15 protein-coding genes and 1 tRNA gene are annotated in these 18,866 nt (G+C 72.7%); 7 read left to right on the forward strand and 9 right to left on the reverse strand.

Features of this window, described 5'->3' with window-relative positions; genetic code table 11:
* Positions 1-7: 7 nt before the first annotated feature.
* From ehuD to ehuB, 3 genes are read right to left on the reverse strand one after another with little or no spacing between them, the layout of a single operon-like run.
* Positions 8-658 carry an ectoine/hydroxyectoine ABC transporter permease subunit EhuD gene (ehuD, locus tag ABZ714_RS07095; RefSeq protein WP_358824116.1) on the reverse strand — a complete coding sequence of 217 codons (651 nt, stop codon included), beginning with the start codon at positions 656-658 and terminating at the stop codon, positions 8-10.
* The gene (gene ehuC / locus ABZ714_RS07100; RefSeq protein ID WP_358824117.1) at positions 658-1,464 is read right to left on the reverse strand and encodes an ectoine/hydroxyectoine ABC transporter permease subunit EhuC; all 807 of its coding nucleotides are present in this window, start codon (positions 1,462-1,464) and stop codon (positions 658-660) included. Before ehuC ends, ehuD begins: the two co-directional genes overlap by 1 nt.
* Positions 1,461-2,252 (reverse strand): ectoine/hydroxyectoine ABC transporter substrate-binding protein EhuB, encoded by a 792-nt coding sequence (ehuB, locus tag ABZ714_RS07105; protein WP_358824158.1) that lies wholly within the window; start codon positions 2,250-2,252, stop codon positions 1,461-1,463. The genes ehuC and ehuB overlap by 4 nt, the downstream gene beginning before the upstream one ends.
* A 467-nt stretch (positions 2,253-2,719) precedes the next feature.
* On the opposite strand from ehuB, the gene ABZ714_RS07110 reads away from it, so the two are divergent.
* The gene (locus ABZ714_RS07110; protein WP_358824118.1) at positions 2,720-3,832 is read left to right on the forward strand and encodes an LLM class flavin-dependent oxidoreductase; all 1,113 of its coding nucleotides are present in this window, start codon (positions 2,720-2,722) and stop codon (positions 3,830-3,832) included.
* 339 nt (positions 3,833-4,171) lie between these two features.
* The gene (locus ABZ714_RS07115; protein ID WP_358824119.1) at positions 4,172-5,827 is read left to right on the forward strand and encodes a glycosyl hydrolase family 18 protein; all 1,656 of its coding nucleotides are present in this window, start codon (positions 4,172-4,174) and stop codon (positions 5,825-5,827) included.
* A gap of 194 nt (positions 5,828-6,021) precedes the next feature.
* Here the strand turns inward: ABZ714_RS07115 and ABZ714_RS07120 are convergent, their stop codons facing one another.
* Positions 6,022-7,767, reverse strand: a complete 1,746-nt coding sequence (locus ABZ714_RS07120) for an EAL domain-containing protein (RefSeq protein WP_358824120.1) — start codon at positions 7,765-7,767, stop codon at positions 6,022-6,024.
* 700 nt (positions 7,768-8,467) lie between these two features.
* Between ABZ714_RS07120 and ABZ714_RS07125 the strand changes: the two genes are divergently transcribed.
* The gene (locus tag ABZ714_RS07125; protein ID WP_358824159.1) at positions 8,468-9,673 is read left to right on the forward strand and encodes a M6 family metalloprotease domain-containing protein; all 1,206 of its coding nucleotides are present in this window, start codon (positions 8,468-8,470) and stop codon (positions 9,671-9,673) included.
* Positions 9,674-9,731: 58 nt separating this feature from the next.
* On the opposite strand, the gene ABZ714_RS07130 is transcribed toward ABZ714_RS07125, so the two are convergent.
* The 5 genes from ABZ714_RS07130 to ABZ714_RS07150 all read right to left on the reverse strand — a co-directional run bounded on the left by ABZ714_RS07130 (position 9,732) and on the right by ABZ714_RS07150 (position 13,073).
* Positions 9,732-9,805, reverse strand: a tRNA-Lys gene (locus tag ABZ714_RS07130).
* Entirely contained in the window at positions 9,796-10,473 is a 678-nt protein-coding gene (locus ABZ714_RS07135) for a hypothetical protein (protein ID WP_358824121.1), read from the reverse strand. Before ABZ714_RS07135 ends, ABZ714_RS07130 begins: the two co-directional genes overlap by 10 nt.
* 114 nt (positions 10,474-10,587) lie before the next feature.
* Entirely contained in the window at positions 10,588-11,340 is a 753-nt protein-coding gene (locus ABZ714_RS07140; RefSeq protein ID WP_358824122.1) for a hypothetical protein, read from the reverse strand.
* A 158-nt stretch (positions 11,341-11,498) separates the two neighbouring features.
* Entirely contained in the window at positions 11,499-11,840 is a 342-nt protein-coding gene (locus ABZ714_RS07145) for a hypothetical protein (RefSeq protein ID WP_358824123.1), read from the reverse strand.
* Between the two features lie 633 nt (positions 11,841-12,473).
* Positions 12,474-13,073: a histidine phosphatase family protein gene (locus tag ABZ714_RS07150; RefSeq protein WP_358824124.1), complete on the reverse strand. Its 600-nt coding sequence runs from the start codon at positions 13,071-13,073 to the stop codon at positions 12,474-12,476.
* A gap of 279 nt (positions 13,074-13,352) precedes the next feature.
* Here ABZ714_RS07150 and ABZ714_RS07155 point away from each other — a divergent pair, with 279 nt between their 5' ends.
* The 4 genes from ABZ714_RS07155 (at position 13,353) to ABZ714_RS07170 (ending at position 18,816) form a co-directional block, all read left to right on the forward strand.
* Positions 13,353-14,369, forward strand: a complete 1,017-nt coding sequence (locus ABZ714_RS07155; protein WP_358824125.1) for a phosphatase PAP2 family protein — start codon at positions 13,353-13,355, stop codon at positions 14,367-14,369.
* Between the two features lie 61 nt (positions 14,370-14,430).
* Entirely contained in the window at positions 14,431-15,486 is a 1,056-nt protein-coding gene (locus ABZ714_RS07160) for a hypothetical protein (RefSeq protein ID WP_358824160.1), read from the forward strand.
* A 376-nt stretch (positions 15,487-15,862) separates the two neighbouring features.
* Positions 15,863-17,449 (forward strand): hypothetical protein, encoded by a 1,587-nt coding sequence (locus ABZ714_RS07165; protein ID WP_358824126.1) that lies wholly within the window; start codon positions 15,863-15,865, stop codon positions 17,447-17,449.
* Positions 17,446-18,816, forward strand: a complete 1,371-nt coding sequence (locus ABZ714_RS07170) for an AAA family ATPase (RefSeq protein ID WP_358824127.1) — start codon at positions 17,446-17,448, stop codon at positions 18,814-18,816. The genes ABZ714_RS07165 and ABZ714_RS07170 overlap by 4 nt, the downstream gene beginning before the upstream one ends.
* Positions 18,817-18,866 lie beyond the last annotated feature (50 nt).

Genomic DNA, 18,866 nt, shown 5'->3' on the forward strand with positions numbered 1-18,866 from the left:
CAGATGGTCAGCGGACAAGACGACGCTCCAGGGCTCGCAGCAGCAGGGATGCCGGATAGGACAGGAGGATGAAGGCGATGCCGACGACCGTGAACGCCTCCACGGTCAGGAAGGTCTCGGCGGCGAACTGACGGGCCTGGCCGAGCATGTCCATCACTCCGATCACAAAGATCATCGGAGTGTCCTTCAGCATCGCGATGACGTAGTTGCCGAGCGCCGGGACGACCCGGCGCACCGCCTGCGGCAGGATCACCGCACGCCAGGTGCGGACCCGGGACAGGCCGAGCGCCGTGGCCGCCTCCCACTGGCCCGCCGGGACCCCGTCGATCCCGGCCCGGTAGACCTCGGCGGTATACGTCGAGTAGTGCAGTCCGAGACCGACGACCCCGGTCACCAGGGCGGAGAGCGTGAGACCCCACTCCGGCAGCACGTAGTAGAGGAAGAACAGCTGCACCAGCAGCGGGGTGTTGCGGACGAACTCCGTCACCGCCGCCACCGGCCAGCGCACCGCCTTGTACGGCGAGCGCAGCGCCAGCGCCCAGACCAGGCCGAGCGCGAAGGCCAGCAGCGCGCCCAGACCCAGGGCCTGGAGGGTGACCAGGAGGCCGTCCCAGAAGCGGGGCATGAAGTCCCCGACCGCGGACCAGTCCCATCGCATCAGCGCTCACCCCCGGCCGCCGCCGCACCGGCGGGCGCCTTCGTACCGTCCGGCCCCGGGCCGGAATCCGTCTCTGCCGAGGGGCGGTTACCGGCCGCCGGCCCGCCCCGGTAGCGGGCCCGTACCCGCTCCGTGAACGACGGTTCGACCTCGCGGCCCAGGCCCGCCTTGGCCCGTCGCTCCAGTACCCGCATCCCCCGGGTGAGCGAGAACGCCAGCACGAAATACATGAGCAGGACCACCGTGTACACCGGCGCGCTCTCCCCGGTCGCGTTGCGGACCAGGGCCGCGCCGAACGCGATGTCCCCGACGCCCATCACCGAAACCAGGGCCGTCCCCTTGAGCAGTTCGACCAGGAGATTGCCGAACGGGGGGATCATTTCCGGCCATGCCTGCGGTACGACGACCTTCCGCAGTTGCTGCGCCGGGGTGAAGCCGAGGGCCACCCCCGCCTCCCGCTGCCCCGGCGGCACCGCCGCCAGCGCGCCCCGGACGACCTCGGCGCCGTACGCCCCGTACGTCAGTCCCAGCGACAGCACCGCCGCCCACAGCGGCACCAGTTGCCAGCCGAAGCCCATCGGCAGCACGAAGAAGATCCAGAACATCAGGATCAGCGCCGACGTACCCCGGAAGATCTCCACATAGGTCCCGGACAGGAACCGGACGATCCACCGGCGGTGGGTACGGGCCGGGCCGACGACGAAGGCCACGACCACCGCCAGCGCGGCGCTGAGGACGGTGAGCTGAACGGTGATCCAGACGCCTTCGAGCAGCAGCTCCCACAGCCCCGGGGTGATGTCGCTCATGCCGTACACCTCTCCCGCGCCTTCACCGTCGTCATCTCCGTCTCGCGGAAGCCGAAGGGCCGCATCAGCTCCAGCAGCTCACCGCTGCGCCTGAGCTTGTGCAGCTCGCGGTTGAAGGCGTCCCGCAGCCGGGTCTCGGGGGTGCGGAAGGCGAAGCCGCCGACATCGACCACCGGCTTGCCGTCGCGGTACGGGGTGACCTCGGGCGTGATCTCGGCCCGGCGGCTGCCCTTCGCGACATTGCGGACCGCGACGGCGGTCCCGGCGAAGACGTCCACCCGGCCCTGTTCGACCGCGAGCAGCCCGGCGAGCTGGTCGGGGAGGGTGACGATCTTCTTCACCCCCGCCTCCTTCGCGTAGTCGATCTCCGCGTACCCCACCCCGGTGGCGAACCGGGCGCCGGACCCGGCGACGTCCGCGAAGGTCCGCAGCTTCTTCGGATTGCCCTTGGCGACCAGGAAGCCGGTGAGCATCTGGTACTCGGGGTCGGAGAAGAGGACCTGGTCGCAGCGGGCGGGGGTGATGAACATCCCGGCGCCGACCACATCGAACTGGAGCGCGTTGAGCCCGGTGATCAGGGAGCCGAACTCGGTGGGGAAGGGCTGGACCTCCTCGACCCCCAGCTCACGGAAGATCCGCCGGGCGATCGCCGGGGCCGAGCCGGTCATCTCGCCGTTCCGGCCGATGTAGCCGTACGGCTGCTCACCGGCGATCCCCAGCCGTACGGTGCCCTTCGCCCGGAGCTGCTCCAGCAGGCTGCCGCCGTCCCCGGCATCCGCCGTGGCCACCCGGCTGCACGCGGAGGCGCCGCCCACGGCGGCCAGCGAGCCGAGGGCGGCGGCACCGGCCAGCAGGGACCGGCGGCCCACACCGCGTCTCTTCCCGGCCACGGGGCCGTCCCCCGGTTCGCGGGGTTGTCGTGGCGCGCGGTCTATGGGTGACTGGTGTGACGGATGGTGTTCCTGAGGGTGTCGTCGTCGGGCCATGCCCGCGCGGCTACCCGGACCGTACCCGGATATGCGGATCGCTCGCGTGATGACCCGGTCGGATCATCATGCGGGGGTACGCGACTCGTCGTGCGGCGCGGTACGCGACCGGTCCCGCCGCCCCGGCTCCGGTCGCCGGACTCCGGCGGGCCCGGGCCGGGGAATCGGGGATCGGGAACAAGCCATTGGATCGGGAACAATCGGAGGGGTCCTCCTGTTGATCACCTGCGATAGCTTGCTCCGCCCCCCCCGCATGAAGGGCAGAACCGTTGGACGACGCGAGGCAGGACACCCCGGGCGACGCAGGACACCACGGGAACCACCCGGTCAGAGGCGCGGCGCACGGCTCGGCGGGCGTACCGCTGTCCGTGCTCGACCTGGTCACCGTCGGAGCGGGCCGCACCGCCGCCGACGCCCTGCGGACCAGTGTCGCCATCGCCCGGCTCGCCGAGAGCCGGGGCTACCACCGCCACTGGGTGGCCGAACACCACTCCATGCCCGGCGTCGCCTCCTCCTCGCCGGCCGTGATCCTCGCCCATCTCGCCGCGCACACCGAGCGGATCCGGCTGGGCTCCGGCGGGGTGATGCTCCCCAACCACGCCCCGCTGGTGATCGCCGAGCAGTTCGGCACGCTGGAGGCGCTGGCACCGGGCCGGATCGACCTCGGACTCGGCCGCGCCCCGGGTACCGACGGCGCGACCGCCGCCGCCCTGCGCCGGACCGCGCGGGCGGGGGAGGGGGCGGAGGACTTCCCCCAGCAGCTCGCGGAGTTGACCCGGTTCCTGGACGACGACTTCCCCGACGGCCATCCGTACGCCCGGATCCATGCCGTGCCGGGACCCGTCCAGGGTCCGGCGGCCCGGCCGCCGGTCTGGCTGCTGGGCTCCTCCGGCTTCAGCGCCCGGCTCGCGGGCGCGCTGGGGCTGCCCTTCGCCTTCGCCCATCACTTCTCGGCCCGGAACACGGTCCCGGCGCTGGAGCTGTACCGGTCGTCGTTCCGCCCCTCGGCGCTGCTCGACGCGCCGTACGCGCTGATCGGGGTGGCCGCCCTCGCCGCCGACGACGAGCGGGAGGCCCGCCGCCAGGTGCTCACCGGCGCCCTGTCGATGCTGCGGCTGCGGACCGGGCGGCCGGGGCTGATCCCGACCCCCGAGGAGGCGGAGTCGTACGCCTTCACCGCGGTGGAGAGGGAGTTCGTGGACGACTGGCTGGCGACCATCGTCCACGGCACCCCGGACGCGGTCCGGACGGGCCTGGACGAGCTGCGCGGCCGGACCGGCGCCGATGAGCTGATGCTCACCTCGAACGTCCACAGCGGGGCCGCGCGGCTGCGCTCGTACGAACTCGTCGCGGACGCCTACGGTCTGCCGGTGACCGGCTGAGACGGCCGGGAGGGGCCGCTCCCGGCGCCGGGACCACCGGTGATTTCTTTCCGATGGTTCATCCCTGAACTGTCCGATTCGCCAGGATCGCCCAACCCTTAAACCTTCCTTATCTCGCACTTAAAGCCCTCGTCAGTTGCGGTGAGAAAACTTTCATCCTTCTCATCAAACCCCCTCTGACGAGGGCTTTTGCCTGAGAATTGGTCTAGTCCTTCTTTGGTCGAAGGTTGGTCGAGACCATTGACGAGGTGCTGGCCGAATCGCTATCTCTTTCTCCGGCCCGCGTTACGCCGACCAGCGGGCCCGCACCCCTTGTTCCCCCCACTCCGGAGGCATTTCGTGCGCTCCCGCAAACCCTTGATCGCGGCTGTGACGACCGCGGCACTCGCCGCAGGTGTCATGGCCGGCTTCGCCGCGACTGGCAATGCCGCGACCCCCCAGAAGGCTGCCGCGGCCGCCACCCAGCCGGGCGTGAAGATCGCGTACTACGACCAGTGGAGCGTGTACGGCAACGCCTTCTACCCGAAGCACCTCGACACCCGGGGCATCGCCGACAAGCTGGACATCATCAACTACTCGTTCGGGAACGTCCACCCGACCGAGCTGACCTGCTTCCAGGCCAACAAGGCGGCCGGTGACGACAACAACCCCAACGCCGGTGACGGCGCGGGCGACTCGTACGCCGACTACCAGAAGACGTTCTCGGCCGCCGACAGCGTCGACGGTGTCGCGGACCGCTGGGACCAGCCCATCGCCGGTGTCTTCAACCAGTTCAAGAAGCTGAAGGCCAAGCACCCCCACCTGAAGATCAACATCTCCCTGGGCGGCTGGACGTACTCCAAGTACTTCCACGACGCGGCCAAGACCGACGCCTCCCGGAAGAAGTTCGCCGCCTCCTGCATCAAGCAGTACATCACCGGCGACGTGCCCAAGGCCGACGGCTACGGCGGCCCCGGCACCGCGGCGGGGATCTTCGACGGCATCGACATCGACTGGGAGTACCCCGGCTCCAGCGGTGGCCACCTGGGCAACCACTACGGTCCCGAGGACAAGGCCAACTTCACCCTGCTGCTGGCCGAGTTCCGCAAGCAGCTGGACGCCTACGGCGCGGCCAACGGCGGGAAGAAGTACCTGCTGACCGCCGCCATGCCGGCCGGCCAGGACAAGATCAAGCACATCGAGACGGACAAGGTGGGCGCGTACCTCGACTACGCGAACATCATGACGTACGACATGCACGGCGCCTGGAACGGCAACGGCCCGACGTACCACCAGTCGCCGCTGTACTCCCCGCCGTCGGACCCGACCAACCCGATCGCGCCGGGCACCGAGAAGTACTCGGTCGACAACGCGGTCCGCGCCTGGATCGACGGCAACCCGGCCTACGGCATCGCCGGCGGCTTCCCGGCCAACAAGCTGACCCTCGGCTACGAGATGTACTACCGCGGCTGGAAGAACGTCCCGGCCGGGACCAAGAACGGACTCGCCCAGTCCGCCAACGGCGGCAGCGCGCCGCGGCCGCTGAGCCAGGCGGCCGGTATCGCCAACTACAAGGAGCTCGGCGGCATCGTCGACAACCCGGCGACCACCTTCTGGGACGACGAGGCCAAGGCCGCGTACTTCTACAAGAACGGTGAGTTCTTCACCGGCCTCGACAAGCGGGCCATCGACGCCCGGGCGGCCTACGCCAAGAGCAAGGGCCTCGGCGGGGCGATGATGTACTCCCTGATCGGCCTCGACGAGCAGACCAAGCTGCTCAACGACGTCGTCGCCGCGGTCGGTACCAGCGTCCGGCCCTCGCCGACGCCCACCCCGACCCCGACTCCCACCCCCACCCCGGCCTGCGGCAACCCGTGGACCGCGACGGAGGTCTACAACACCAACTCCCTCGTCGCCCACAACGGCCGCAAGTGGAAGGCCCAGTGGTGGAACCAGGGCAGCGAGCCCGGTACCGGCGGTGAGTGGGGCGTCTGGCGGGACCAGGGCCCCTGCTGACCCCGGCCGGATGACCGGCCGGTGACGGGGCCGCCCCCCACGGCAGCACCATCCGGCCCCGTACACCGGCCGTGTCGGCCGGAGCACCACCCGAGAACCACTGTGTTCCCCCCACAACACCGCCCCCGCCCGGATGATCTTCCCGGGCGGGGGCGGTACCCATTGCGGCCCCGTTCCGCAGACGCCTCGGCGGCTTACGCGGGCAGCGCCGTCAGCCCCACCAGCTCCGCGATCCGCTCCGGCGGGACCGCCCGGGAGTAGAGCCAGCCCTGCCCCGTGTCGCAGCCGATCCGCCGCAGCCGCGCCGCCTGCCCCGCCGTCTCCACGCACTCCGCCGTCACCGTGAGCCCCAGCCGGTGCGCCAGCTCCACCAGCGCCGCCACGATCGTCTCGTCGGCCGGATTGGGATGCGCCTCGTCCTGGAAGCCCCGGACGAAGGACCCGTCGAGCTTCAGCGCCGAGACCGGGAGCCGGCTGAGGTACGCCAGATTCGAGTACCCCGTACCGAAGTCGTCGATGGCGATCCGGACGCCCATGTCGCTCAGGTCCTGGAGCGCCTGCAACGGCCGCCCCGCCGAGCCCATCACCGCCGACTCGGTCAGCTCCAGCTGGAGCAGCCGGGGTTCGAGCCCGGTCTCCTCCAGGGTGCGGGCCACATCGGCCACCAGGTCCGAGTCCCAGACCTGCCGTACGGCCACATTGACGCTGACGAACAGCGGCCGGGCCCCCGGATGGTCGAGCTGCCAGCGCCGGGCCTGACCGCAGGCCGTACGGAGCACCCAGCGGCCCAGCTCGACGATGGAGCCGTCCTCCTCGGCGATCCCGATGAACCGATTCGGCGGCAGGGTCCCGAACCGCGGATGATGCCACCGGACCAGGGCCTCCACACCGCGCGTCACCCCGTCCGCCAGCCCCACCAGCGGCTGGTACTCGACCGCGAACTCGCCCCGCTCCAGGGCGGGCCGGAGCGACGAGGAGAGCGCCTGCCGGGTCATCCGGTGCGCGTTGCGCTCCGGGTCGAAGAGCGTCCAGCGGGCCTTCCCGTCCTCCTTCGCCCAGTACAAGGTCGTGTCCGCGGCCTGCATCAGACCGGTCGCCGACGTCCCCGCCGCCGACCGCTCCACCACCCCGATCGACGCCGACACCGCGAGCCGCTGCCCGTCGATGTCGAACGGGAGCTGCAACGAGGCCAGCAGCGACCGGGCGAGATCGGCCAGTTGCTCCGTCCCCGTGGACTCCTCCACCAGGACCGCGAACTCGTCACCGCCGAGCCGGGCCACCAGAGGGCCGCCGCCCCGGGCGGTACCGGCGTTCCGCGCGCACTCGGTGAGCCGGTCCGCCACCGCGATCAGCAGCCGGTCGCCGATCCGGTGCCCCAGGGTGTCGTTGACCGCCTTGAACCCGTCGAGATCGAGATAGCAGAGCCCGATCCGCCCGGTCGCGCCCCGCTCGTACGACGCCGCCTCCACGGCGGCGGAGAGCCGCTCGAAGAACAGGGCCCGGTTCGGCAGCCGGGTCACCGCGTCGTGCATCTCCAGATGCCGCAGCCGGGCACCCAGCTCCCTGCGGTCGCTGATGTCCGTGACGCAGAGCAGGGCGCCGCGCTCCCCGCCGTCCGGTCCGTCCGGGAGCGGCGTCAGTACGATCTCCGCCCAGAACGTCCGGCCGTCGGCCCGCTTGACCCGCCGGGTACAGCAGAGCCGCCGCTCCCGCCCGGCCAGTACGTCGCGGTACGTCCGCCGGATGTCCTGGTCGGCCGTGAGACCGGCCAGGTCCGCGGCGCGCCGGCCCGCCGGATCGGTGCCGAACAACCCGGCGAAGGCCGGGTTCGCCACCGTGACCAGACCGTCGGCGCCGACGACGGCCATGGGGTGGTGTGCCGCGTCGAACGCGGCCCGATAGTCCCGCCCGGACCCGGTTCCTTCGGGGGTTCCGCTCACCGCTTTCACTCCCGCAGTGCAGTTGTGTCGTGGATGTGGTCGGAATACGTCAGACGAGTCGGCGACCGTTCACGGCGGACGGGGGGCGCCGCCGGTGGAACGGTCGCGAGAGAGATCCAAAACAACCTGAAAGCCAGGAAAACCAGGAAAGCAAGTTATAGATATGGAAAGTTGAGGAAAGGTCAGGAACGTTAAGAAACGGACCAGGGAAAGTGTGCCGATCATAGAGGCTGCTCCATAGGGCGTTCCACCTCCGCCACCGGGGCGCTTGGCGTCGGCGCACAATGCCAGATCGTTTCTGCGCGAGCCTGGCCGATGTCGTTCACTTCTCCACCGTCCTCCGATCCCTTCCCGACCGGATCCGATACCCGGGGTGTCACCCCGGGTACGCGCGCCGCCCGCCCGGTATCGGCCCGATTGCGGCCGAGTGTCGGCCCGGTCACCCGAGTGGGGCACCGGAACTGGTCGTACACCGAGAAATCATCACAAAGTGGTCGAGGTGTCTTCCCATCCGCGGTCGGAGGTCGACGTGGCGCGTCAGCAGTTCCCCACGGGTCCACCCGGGAGGGTGGCGGGCGGGCGTCTGTACGGATCGTCCGGCACCGGCGGCCCGGACCACCCCGGCCCTCCGGGCCCCCGCGACACCCCCGACACCCCCGACGAGCCCGCCGAACCCGGCGAGCCCGGCGGCGAGCGCGGCCTGGGCCGTACCCTCGCCGCCGCCGTCACATCGCTGCTGGCCCTCGCGGCGACCTCGCTCGTGGCGGGCCCGGCGGTGGCGAAGACCGCACCCGCCTCCTGCGCCCTGCCCCGCACGGCCGCCCACCACTCTCTGGGCCTCGACACCTGGAACAACGGCTACCCCCAGCCGGTACGGGACCTCGACGCGGTAATGGTGTTCCTTTCATTCCCTGACCACGTACCCCGCACCACACCCGAACGGCTCGCCGCCGACCACTTCCCCGCCACCAGCGCGTTCTTCGAACGGGCCTCGTACGGCGGCTTCACCCTCCGCCCCCACCCCCAGCGCGCCTGGGTCCGGATGCCGCGGGACTCCACCGCCTACGCCATACGGCGCGACTGGGCCCCCGACCGGCGCCGCGCCTTCCTCCGGGACGCCCTCGGGGCGGCCGACCCCGCCGTCGACTTCTCCCGCTACGACATCGTCTATCTGGTCGCCGACCCCGACGCGCCCGGCGTCGACTCCGACGCCACCAAGGTCGTCAACTTCGACCAGCCGATGAGCTACGACGGCACCGGACTGCGGCGGGTCGTCACCGTCTTCGAACAGCACCCGCCCGACCGCAATGTGCTCGCCCACGAGACCGGACACGTCTTCGACCTGCCCGACCTCTACCACCGGCCCACCGACGGCAAGGGCGACTGGGACACCCATGTCGGGGACTGGGACGTCATGGGCAGCCAGTTCGGACTCGCCCCCGACCTCTTCGCCTGGCACAAGTGGAAACTCGGCTGGCTCGACTCCCGGCACGTCCGCTGCGTCACCCGGCCCGAACTGATCACCCTCGACCCGGTCGGCGCCGCGCCCGCGCCCGGCGGCGGTATCGGCACCCGGCTCGCGGTCGTCCGTACCGGACCCGGCAGCGCCCTCGCCGTCGAGGCGCGCGGCGCGGCCGGCAACGACCGGACCACCTGCGCCGAGGGCGTCCTGCTCTACCGGGTCCACGCCGACACCGTCTCCGGCCGCGGCCCGGTCGAGGTGATCGACACCCATCCGGAGACCGAGGCGTGCTGGGACCGCTCCGTCTACCCGGCACTCGCCGACGCGCCCCTGGGCGCGGGGGAGACCTTCACCCTCTCCGGGGCGTCCGGGGAGCGGATCCGGATCGAGGTCGTGGACCGTACGGCCACCGGCGCGTGGAACGTCCGCATCGCGGCGGGCTGACCCCGTCCGGGCGCACGAACAAGGCCCCCCGCTTCCGCGAGGGGCCTTGATCCGTCTGTGCGCCGCCAGGGACTCGAACCCCGGACCCGCTGATTAAGAGTCAGCTGCTCTAACCAACTGAGCTAGCGGCGCCTGCTGACGTCGTAGACCTTAGCACCACGATCCGGGCGAGGAAAAATCGGTCCGCCCGGGCCCTCGGCGAAGCCCGTGGGGGCGGCCCCGGCGGCCCGTGCGGCCCGTACACAGGCCCAGAGCAGCACCTCGGGCCCCGGCAGCCAGGGATGCCGCGAACCGGGCGCCACCAGCCAGCGGGGGGCCGTGGCGCCCGGCCCGCCGTCCCGCTCCGGCCCCCGCCCGTCGTCCGGCGGCACGGTCACCGCGTCCCCCGTGCCGTGATACATCAGCGGCGGTACGAAGCTCCCCCACTCCTCCCAGCTCAGCAGGGCGGGCAGCCGGGCCGCCGTCCCCGGCGCGGCGAAGACCAGCATCCGGCCCCGGTGCGCCACCACCGGACCCGACCCCGGGCCCTCCTCCCACACCCGGTCCAGCAGCAGCCGCCCGAACACGGCGGGCGCGCTCACCACGTCGAAGAGCGTCCCGCACGGCAGTACGGCACCGTGCCCGGGCCGCCGCTCCCAGGGCGCCCCCGCCGCCCGGGCGGCCCGCCCCGCCGAAGCGAGCCACTCCGCCCCCGCCGCGGTCACCCGCGCCGCCCCCGGGGCGCTCTCCTCCCGGGAGCCCGTCCCGGGAACCGCCGGGCCGCTGCCGTCTCGTACCGATGCACTGGTGGAAGCGCTCATGACTCCAGATCTACCGGCGGTGACGACACGATTCCAGAGTGTTCGCGAAACAGGGACGCGCGGCGGGGAAACCGGGTATCTTGCCCGCCCGGCATATGCCAGGGGGGTGGCGGCTCAGCCGGTCGCCGGACCCATCACCGCGTCGGCGGCACCGGTCCCGCGCATGGCGGCGGCGGACGGTATCGAGCCGTTGGCGATGAGCCGCCGCACCCCCGCCAGATCGAAGCCGACCAGCTTGCCCTGGTTGGTGGCCGTGCTGTAGCCGCCGTTCGGGCTGCACATCACCGGCTTGTTGCCGTACGAGGTCGCCACGCACTCACCCGCCGCGACGGTGCCGTCACCGTTGAGGTCCTTGTTGGGGTGGCCCAGACCGATGACATGGAGCAGCTCGTGGGGGAAGACGTTGTTCAGCATGTACTCGGGCAGATTCCAGCCGGTCCAGTACTCCGAGTTGATCTGGACGTGTCCGCCCCGTGCCGCGTTGTCGCCGGTCCAGCAGGTCAGGGCGCGGGACATGCCCGGCTGCCCGCCCAGCGGCCGGTAGACTTCGGCGAACTGGACGGTTCCCTTCGGGGGGCACACCGCGGGACTGACATTGGTCACGCCGCCGATGGATATGTTCAGACCCTCGGCCTTGAGCTGGGCGATCGACCGGGTGAGATACGGCGTGTACTTGGTCTTGAGCGCGTTTGACGTGAACGTGATGGTGAAGACGGTGCCGGGCGCGATGCTGGTGACGCGGTGCTGGGACTGAAGCTTCCAGCCCTTGCCCTCCAGCGGTCGCCCGGCGGCGACCGCGGGGTTCGCGGTCGCCAGCAGGCCGACCGCCGCCGCGATGGCACCGACGGCGAAAATCCTCGACTTCATCTCTGGTGATCCCCCTGGCCGTGCAGATGATCCGGATGGAACAGGCGCGAAGGCGCCCCCACCGGCCGGAAACCCGCAAATGGCTCTACGGCCAGGGGAGTTGACGCCCTCGCGGCGGCCCATGCTAATCGGCGTACCGCCCCCGGCCGCCGCCGCGGCTACGGGGTACGGTCCTCGTCCCGGGCCAGCCCGCGCCCGAACTCGATCATCTTCCGCGCGTAGTCCTCGGTCCACCCCGCCCGCTCGGCGATGTCTCCCGGCGTCAGCCGGTCGAACCGCCGGGGATCCGCGAGCTGCGCGGCGGCCAGCGCCTGATACTCCACCGCCCGGTCCGCCGCCGCCCGGAACGCCAGGGTCAGCTCCGTCGCCCGGTCCAGCAGCGCGCGTGGATCCTCGATCGCCTCCAGATCGAAGAACCGCTCGGGATCGGCCGCGGCGTCCGCGGGCTCGAACAGCAGAGCGGCGGGGCGGGGCTTGCGCGGGGTGCGCGGGTCCGTCATCGGCGGCGTCCTTCTCCTCGTCACGGTCACTCCGACTCCGCGCCCCATTCTCCCCCGGGAGCCCGCCCCCCATTCCGTCCCGGGGTGCCGAAGCGCCTCGGCCCTCCGGGTGGGCGCCACGACCCGGGCCGCGCCCAGCGCCCTGATGCCGCCGGCGGCCTGCGGCCCGCTTGTGGCTGGTCGCGCAGTTCCCCGCGCCCCTGACCACCTCCCCCTCGCCGCCCTCGTAAAGGAGGACGGGCCCACCGGGGCGCGGGTGGACCACCGACACCAGGTCGCACCGTTCCCCTCCCCGGGACGGGCTCCAGCACAAAGACGCATGACCAGTCGGCGTGGTCGGGGGGTGCGGGGTCGCCCCCTGGGGGTCCCCCCAAAGGCAGCTTTGGGGGAGGGCGGCGGAGAAGATCGGGTCTCCTGAAGAAGACCCTCACTTCCGCCGTCCGTGAGGAGGTGAGCCCGGAGGCCACCGACCCTCCCGCCACAGAACAAGTGCGCCCGCATACCGCTGGAGCAACGGTCACATCTCCCTCAGCCCCGCCGGCGCCTGAGGCGCGAACGGACCCGCGCGAGGCGGGGAGCCCCGGCACCAGGCGCCCCGACGCGGCGCACCCCACAGCGGGAGGCGACTACGCGCTAGCGCTCCATGTGCCCCGTGTCGTTCCAGGTCTCCAGCGCCGGGTCCCCGTACGCCCAGCCCAGGACCGACAGGGACGCGGGGGCCAGGGCGATCCGGGCCGCGAAGGCCGGGTCGAGGCCGAGCCAGCGCGCGCAGAGGACTCGGAGTATGTGTCCGTGGGCGAAGACGAGCGTGTCGCGGTCGCCGGAGCGGACCTCCGCGACGACCTCGTCCGCCCGCCGTGCGACGTCCTCGAGCTTCTCGCCGCCTTCGACGCCGTCCCGCCAGATGACCCACCCGGGGCGCCCGTCGGCGCGGATCTCGGGTGTGGTCAGGCCCTCGTAGGCGCCGTAGTCCCATTCCATCAGCGCGTCCCACGGTTCGGCCCGGTCGCCGAATCCGGCGAGTTCGCAGGTTTGTGCCGCCCGCGCCAGCGGACTGGTGCGGACGGCGACGTCCGGCAGTCCGTTCCAGGGGGCTCGCCGCAGCCGCTCGCCGAGCAGTCCGGCGCCGCGTTCGCCCTCTTCGACGAGGGGGAGGTCGGTACGGCCGGTGTGCCTGCCCGAGAGGGACCATTCGGTCTGGCCGTGCCGGACGAGCAGAATGCGCGGTGCCATGGTGCGGGTGCCCCCTGAAGATCGGACAGTGGTCCTCCATCATGCATGGTCGGGGCATATGACCTGGGAGCCCGCCCGGTGCGGCCCCCTGGCGGCCCCCTCGCGCCGCCCGGTGCCCGCCCCGGGTGAAAGCCCCGTCCCGGACGCAACCCGCGCTTCGCCGTACGCGTCCATCCCTAGGCCGGTACCCGCCGACCCGGCACCGGCCCGTACACCGTACGGTTAGCCGGTGGCCGGTTTCCGGCTCACCGGAGTACGCGCACGAGGGGGAACGTTCGGATGACGCACACCACGGCCACCACCACGGCTCACCGGCCGCGCTGGTGGCCCGAGCTGCTGTTGCTGGCGCTGGTGTACGTCGCCTATTCGGCGGGCCGTCTCCTCGCCCGCGGCGACGTGACGACCGCCGTCGACAACGGCATCGCGATACTCAGGGCGGAGCAGGCGGTCTCTCTGGATCTGGAGACACCGCTCAACCGCCTCTTCACCGAGAACGCGATCATCGGCGTGCCCGCCGATTTCATCTACGCGTCCCTGCACTATCTGGTCACGCCCGTGGTCCTGGTCTGGTTGTTCCGCCGCCGTCCCGCGCGGTACCGGGCGGCCCGGACCTGGCTGATGGTGTCGACCCTTCTCGGGCTGGTCGGCTTCACCTTGATGCCGACCTGCCCGCCCCGGCTGCTGGACGCCGGGTACGGCTTCGTGGACACCATGGCGCAGTACAGCTCGTACGGCTGGTGGGGCGCGGAGGCCAGCGCGCCGCGCGGGATGGGCGGCTTCACGAACCAGTACGCGGCGATGCCGAGCCTGCATGTCGGCTGGGCCCTGTGGTGCGGTGTGATGCTCTGGCGCTTCGGCCGTACGCCGCTGCCGCGGACGCTGGGCGTGGCCTACCCCACCGTGACCGTGATCGTGGTCATGGGCACGGCCAACCACTACTTCCTCGACGCGGTCGCGGGGGTGGCGGTGATGATGCTGGGCCTGCTGCTGGCGAAGCCGGCGATGCGGTTCGCGGACCGGGTGCGGGACCGGATCAAGGGACGTACCGGAGCCGGCGGCACCACGGCGGGGACGGAGCGGACGGCGGTGGCCGGATCTCCGGTCGTGGCCCCGGTTGTCGGTGGCGGATGCCACACTTCGACGGGTGAGCGCATCCCAGGGCAGCGGACCTCCTCCGCCGCAGGCACCGCAGACACCTCAAGCAGTCCCGCGGACCCCGCGGGCCACCCCTCCGGCGCCGCGCCGGGCGGGTCCGGTGCCGCCGCAGGATCCGCCGCGGGATCCGGCCGGGTCTGAGCCGTCGGGCCCCGGGCGCCCCGCTCCATCGGCGCCCGAGCCCTCTTCGACGCCGCGGCCGCTGCGGCAGCGGCTCGCCGAGCTGCGCGGCCCGGCGCACCGGCCCCGGCCGCTCGACGCCCGCGCCCTGGCGGCCCTCGCGGCCAATCCGGGCTGTGCCCGCCGTGCGCTGCTGGACGGCGCCGGGGTGGACAAGGGCGCGCTCGCGGCGGCGCTGGGGTCCCCGGCCGCCTTCGGCCAGTCCCAGTTCGCTTTCATGCGGGGCAACGCGTTCGAGGCGAGGGTCGTCTCCGACGGGGGCGCCGAGCTGATGCGGCTGCTCGGGGTGGACGGCGCCGAGGCGTTCCGGCTGCCCGAGCTGACGGCGGCGGGCCCCGAGGGCCGGGCGGCCCGTACGGCGCTGGCACTGCGCGAGGCCACGGCGGAGGGCGGCTGGACCCTGCTGCGGCATCCGCTGCTCGCCCTGGAGGTGGCGGGCTCACCGGTCTATCTGGAGCCGGACGGGGTGGTCGTGGGCCCCGACGGCGGGTGGACGGTGGTCGAGATCAAGTCCTTCCCGATGCTCGACGGCTCCGCGGACGCGGCGAAGGTGGGCGCGGCGGCCCGGCAGGCGGCGGTGTACGCGCTGGCGCTGGCGCGGACGGCCGTGGTCACGCCGGGGGCGCGGGTCGCCGAGAGCGTGCTGCTGGTCTGTCCCAAGGACTTCTCCAATCTGCCGACGGGTTCGATGGTGGACATCCGCAAGCAGCTCGCCGTGACCCGCCGCCAGCTGGCCAGGCTGACCCGGGTCGAGGAGATCGCGGCGGCGCTCCCGGAGGGGACGACGTTCGACCCGGAGCGCCCGCAGGAGGAGTTGTCGGCGGCCGTCGCCTGTGTCCCGGCGGCGTACGCGCCCGAGTGTCTGGCCGCGTGCGAGCTGGCCTTCCACTGCCGGGACCGGGCCCGGGAGGCGGGTGCGATCGAGGCGCTGGGCCGGTCGGTCCGGGGCGAGCTGGGCGGACTGACGACGGTCGCCGAGGTCCTGGCGGCGGCCCGTGGCACGGCGGGTGACCCCACGGACCCCGCGGTGGCCGCCCTCCGCCGCGCCGCCGCCCTCCGCACGGAGGCCCTCGCATGACCTACGAACCCCACCTGGCGGCGCTTTCAGGGGCGCGGGGAACTGCGCGACAAGCCACCGACGTGGCGTGGTCGGGACGCGGCGGACTGGCCCGAGACCTTGTCCGGTGCGGGCCCGGCCCGGAGAGCCGAGGCGCTGGGGTTCCCCCCGTCGCCGAAGGCACAGGGGGCGGAACTGCGCGACAAGCCACCGACGGCGCGCGGTCGGCTCCCCGCGTCAAGCCCTACGGCGCTGCCCGCCCGCAAGGGCTGCCTCGTCCGGCCGCGACCGGTGCGCGGGCGACTTCCCGCGGCCGACTCCTGCGCGCGGCCCGCGCGCGAGAAGCGTTCCACCCGGCCGCCCCTTCCGCGGCGCGAGCCCCTCGCGGCGGTGGCCGATGAGTCTGATCGCCACCCTCGCCCGGCTGGAGGCCCTGGAGGCCGGGCGGGCCCAGCCCGCCGCGACCGTGCGGCATCGGTATCTCGGCGAGCGGCCCCTCGTGTTCGTGCCGTTGACGACCGCGGGCGAGGCGGGCGCCCCGCTGGGCGCGCTGGTGGGGACCGACCGGGACGCGCCGAGGCTGCTGACCGTCGCGCAGCCCCGGGACCGGGACCTCCGGTTCGCCTTCCTCGCCGAACTGGCGGATGTCGTACTGCCGTATCTGGAGGAGTTCGCCGACGCCGTCGAACCGGTCGAGCGCTCGGGTACGGACCCGGAGACCGGTAAGCGCACCAAGGTGGAGGCGGAGCTCTGTCTCGACGCGCCGCAGATCCTCGTCCCGGGCCGCGCCGCCGTCGAATACGTACGGATGCTGGGCCGCTCCACGCGATTCCGCCGTACCGCCGAGGAGGACCCGGAGGCGGCGTATCCCGCGCCGCCGAGGGTGCCGATGCTGGGCCGCTGGTTCACGCATTACGCGGAGCGCGCCCGGGTCCCCGGCTCGTCGCTGCTGCTGGCCGCGACGGATCTGCTGAACCGGCACTGGGCGACGGGCCAGTCGTCCCTGGAGGATCAGCATCTGGGCGCCCTGCTGGCCTGGATCGCCCCGCCGGAGGGGCGGTCGGGGGCGGACGCGGCGCTCGTCGCCGAGCTGGGCCGGGACGAGCGGGGGCAGTTGTTGTGCCCGCCCGCCGGGCCCGCCACCGACCCGGTCTTCGACAACCGGCTGCTGGCCCCGGCCGTGGAGAGCTACGACCGGCTCCGGCTGCGGCTGGCCGCCGCCGAGGAGGGGGCGCGCGCCGAGGGCTGGTTCGGTGAGCTGACCGTCGCCGAGCGGGAGATCCGGCGGCTGCTGCTGACTCAGCTGGAGCCGACCTGGCACGCCGTGTGGCACGCCGTCGATCTGCTGCGGGAGCTGCCGGAGGGCGCCCGGGTGGCGGACCGCTGGACCCGCGACCGCTGGTCGTTCACCGGTCACCGGGACCGGGTGAGGGCCGGTGAGCCGCCGCAGCCGCGCCGGGACGACGCGGTGACGGCCGCCCGCAAGCTGGTCACCCGGGAGACCGCGCAGGCCGAGCTGGACGCCCAGGAGGCGCTGGACGACCCGCTGGTGCTGGCGGGGCGGCGGCTCGCGGGGGAGGCGTTCACCGGTGAGGTCACCGAGACCGTGATGGCCTGGTCCGAGTCGAAGCGCCCGTCGCCCCGCCCGCTGGTCACGATCAGGACCGACGACCGTCCGCATCTGGGCGAGCGGGTCAAGGTCTACCGGTCGCTGGAGGGCCGCCCGCAGTCGGCCGAGCTGGTGGGCCGGGACGAGGACGGGTCGCTGGTGCTGCGGCTGCTGGACCGGATGGGCCGGTCCAAGGACCCGGCGCCCGGTTCCGTACCGGCGAAGGGTGATCTGATCGCCTGGACCCTGTTCGAACACGATCAGCGGGGCGGGCCGCAGCTGCCCGAACCCGAGGACACCCCGTGGACGCACGGCGGACCGCCGTCCGCGTCGGTGGAGGACCCCGACCCCGTGACCACGGAGGACCTGCTGTGACCATCACCCCAGGCCCGGGCCCGGGCCCCGATACCGGCTCCGGCTTCGATCCCGGCGCGGCCGCCGCCCGGGCCACCGAGCGGATCCTGGCGGACACCCTGCACGGCACGTCCCGGGGTGTCGTCGTGGACTCGCCGCCCGGTGCGGGCAAGTCCACCCTCGTGGTCCGCGCCGCCCGCGAACTGGCCGCCGCCGGCCGCCCCCTGATGGTCATCGCCCAGACCAACGCGCAGGTCGACGATCTGGTGCTGCGGCTCGCCGAGAAGGACCCCGACCTGCCCGTCGGACGGCTCCACAGCAATGACCCCGATCCGTACGACAAGGCGCTCGACGGCCTTCCGTCCGTACGGAAGTCCGCGAAGGCGGGCGATCTCGCCGGGCTGGCCGTGGTGATCTCCACGGCCGCGAAGTGGGGCCATGTACGCGGGGTCGAACCCTGGCGGCACGCCATCGTGGACGAGGCGTACCAGATGCGCTCGGACGCGCTGCTCGCCGTCGCCGGACTCTTCGAGCGGGCCCTGTTCGTGGGCGATCCGGGCCAGTTGGACCCGTTCTCCATCGTCGGCGCCGACCAGTGGGCCGGGCTGTCGTACGACCCGTCGGCGAGCGCCGTCTCCACCCTGCTCTCGCACAATCCCGAGCTGCCCCAGCACCGGCTCCCGGTGTCCTGGCGGCTGCCCGCGTCCGCCGCGCCGCTGGTCTCCGACGCGTTCTATCCGTACGCCCCCTTCCGCAGCGGTACGGACCACGGGGACCGGCTGCTGACCTTCGGCGTCCCCTCCGACGGTTCGGCCTGCGACCGGGTCGTGGACGAGGCCGCGGCGTCCGGCTGGGGGCTGCTGGAGCTGCCGCCGAGGCTGACGCCCCGGACGGACCCGGAGGCGGTACGGGCCGTGGCCCTGGTGGTCCGCAGGGTGCTGGACCGAGGGGGCGCGGCGACGGCCGTGGCGGGGGCGGAGCCGACTCCGGTGACGGCGGACCGGATCGCGGTCGGTACGGCCCACCGGGACCAGGCGGCGGCCGTCCGGGCGGCCCTCGCCGAACTCGGGGTCCACGATGTGACCGTGGACACGGCGAACCGGCTCCAGGGCCGGGAGTTCGATCTGACGGTGGTGCTCCATCCGCTGTCGGGCCGCCCGGACGCCACGGCGTTCCATCTGGAGACGGGCAGGCTCTGCGTACTGGCGTCGCGCCACCGGCACGCGTGTGTGGTGGTCTGCCGGGCGGGCGTACCGGAACTCCTCGACGCCCACCCCTCCACCGAGCCCGTGCAGCTGGGTGTCACGGTCAAGTTCCCGGACGGCTGGGAGGCGATGATGACCACCTGGGAGCATCTCTCCAACCACCGGGTGACCTGGTCGCCCTGACCCGGGCACGGGTCTCCGCCAGGGCCGGGGCGGCCGGTCCGCCACCGCGC

The organism is Streptomyces sp. NPDC006798, from assembly GCF_040635975.1.
In the GTDB taxonomy this organism is placed as follows: domain Bacteria; phylum Actinomycetota; class Actinomycetes; order Streptomycetales; family Streptomycetaceae; genus Streptomyces.

Bases quoted from the DNA above. Each gene is read 5' to 3' on its own strand.
- ehuD (WP_358824116.1), bottom strand. From the start codon at position 658: ATGCGATGGGACTGGTCCGCGGTCGGGGACTTCATGCCCCGCTTCTGG.
- ehuC (WP_358824117.1), bottom strand. From the start codon at position 1,464: ATGAGCGACATCACCCCGGGGCTGTGGGAGCTGCTGCTCGAAGGCGTC.
- ABZ714_RS07135 (WP_358824121.1), bottom strand. From the start codon at position 10,473: ATGAGCGCTTCCACCAGTGCATCGGTACGAGACGGCAGCGGCCCGGCG.
- ABZ714_RS07140 (WP_358824122.1), bottom strand. From the start codon at position 11,340: ATGAAGTCGAGGATTTTCGCCGTCGGTGCCATCGCGGCGGCGGTCGGC.
- ABZ714_RS07145 (WP_358824123.1), bottom strand. From the start codon at position 11,840: ATGACGGACCCGCGCACCCCGCGCAAGCCCCGCCCCGCCGCTCTGCTG.
- ABZ714_RS07150 (WP_358824124.1), bottom strand. From the start codon at position 13,073: ATGGCACCGCGCATTCTGCTCGTCCGGCACGGCCAGACCGAATGGTCC.
- ABZ714_RS07155 (WP_358824125.1), top strand. From the start codon at position 13,353: ATGACGCACACCACGGCCACCACCACGGCTCACCGGCCGCGCTGGTGG.
- ABZ714_RS07165 (WP_358824126.1), top strand. From the start codon at position 15,863: ATGAGTCTGATCGCCACCCTCGCCCGGCTGGAGGCCCTGGAGGCCGGG.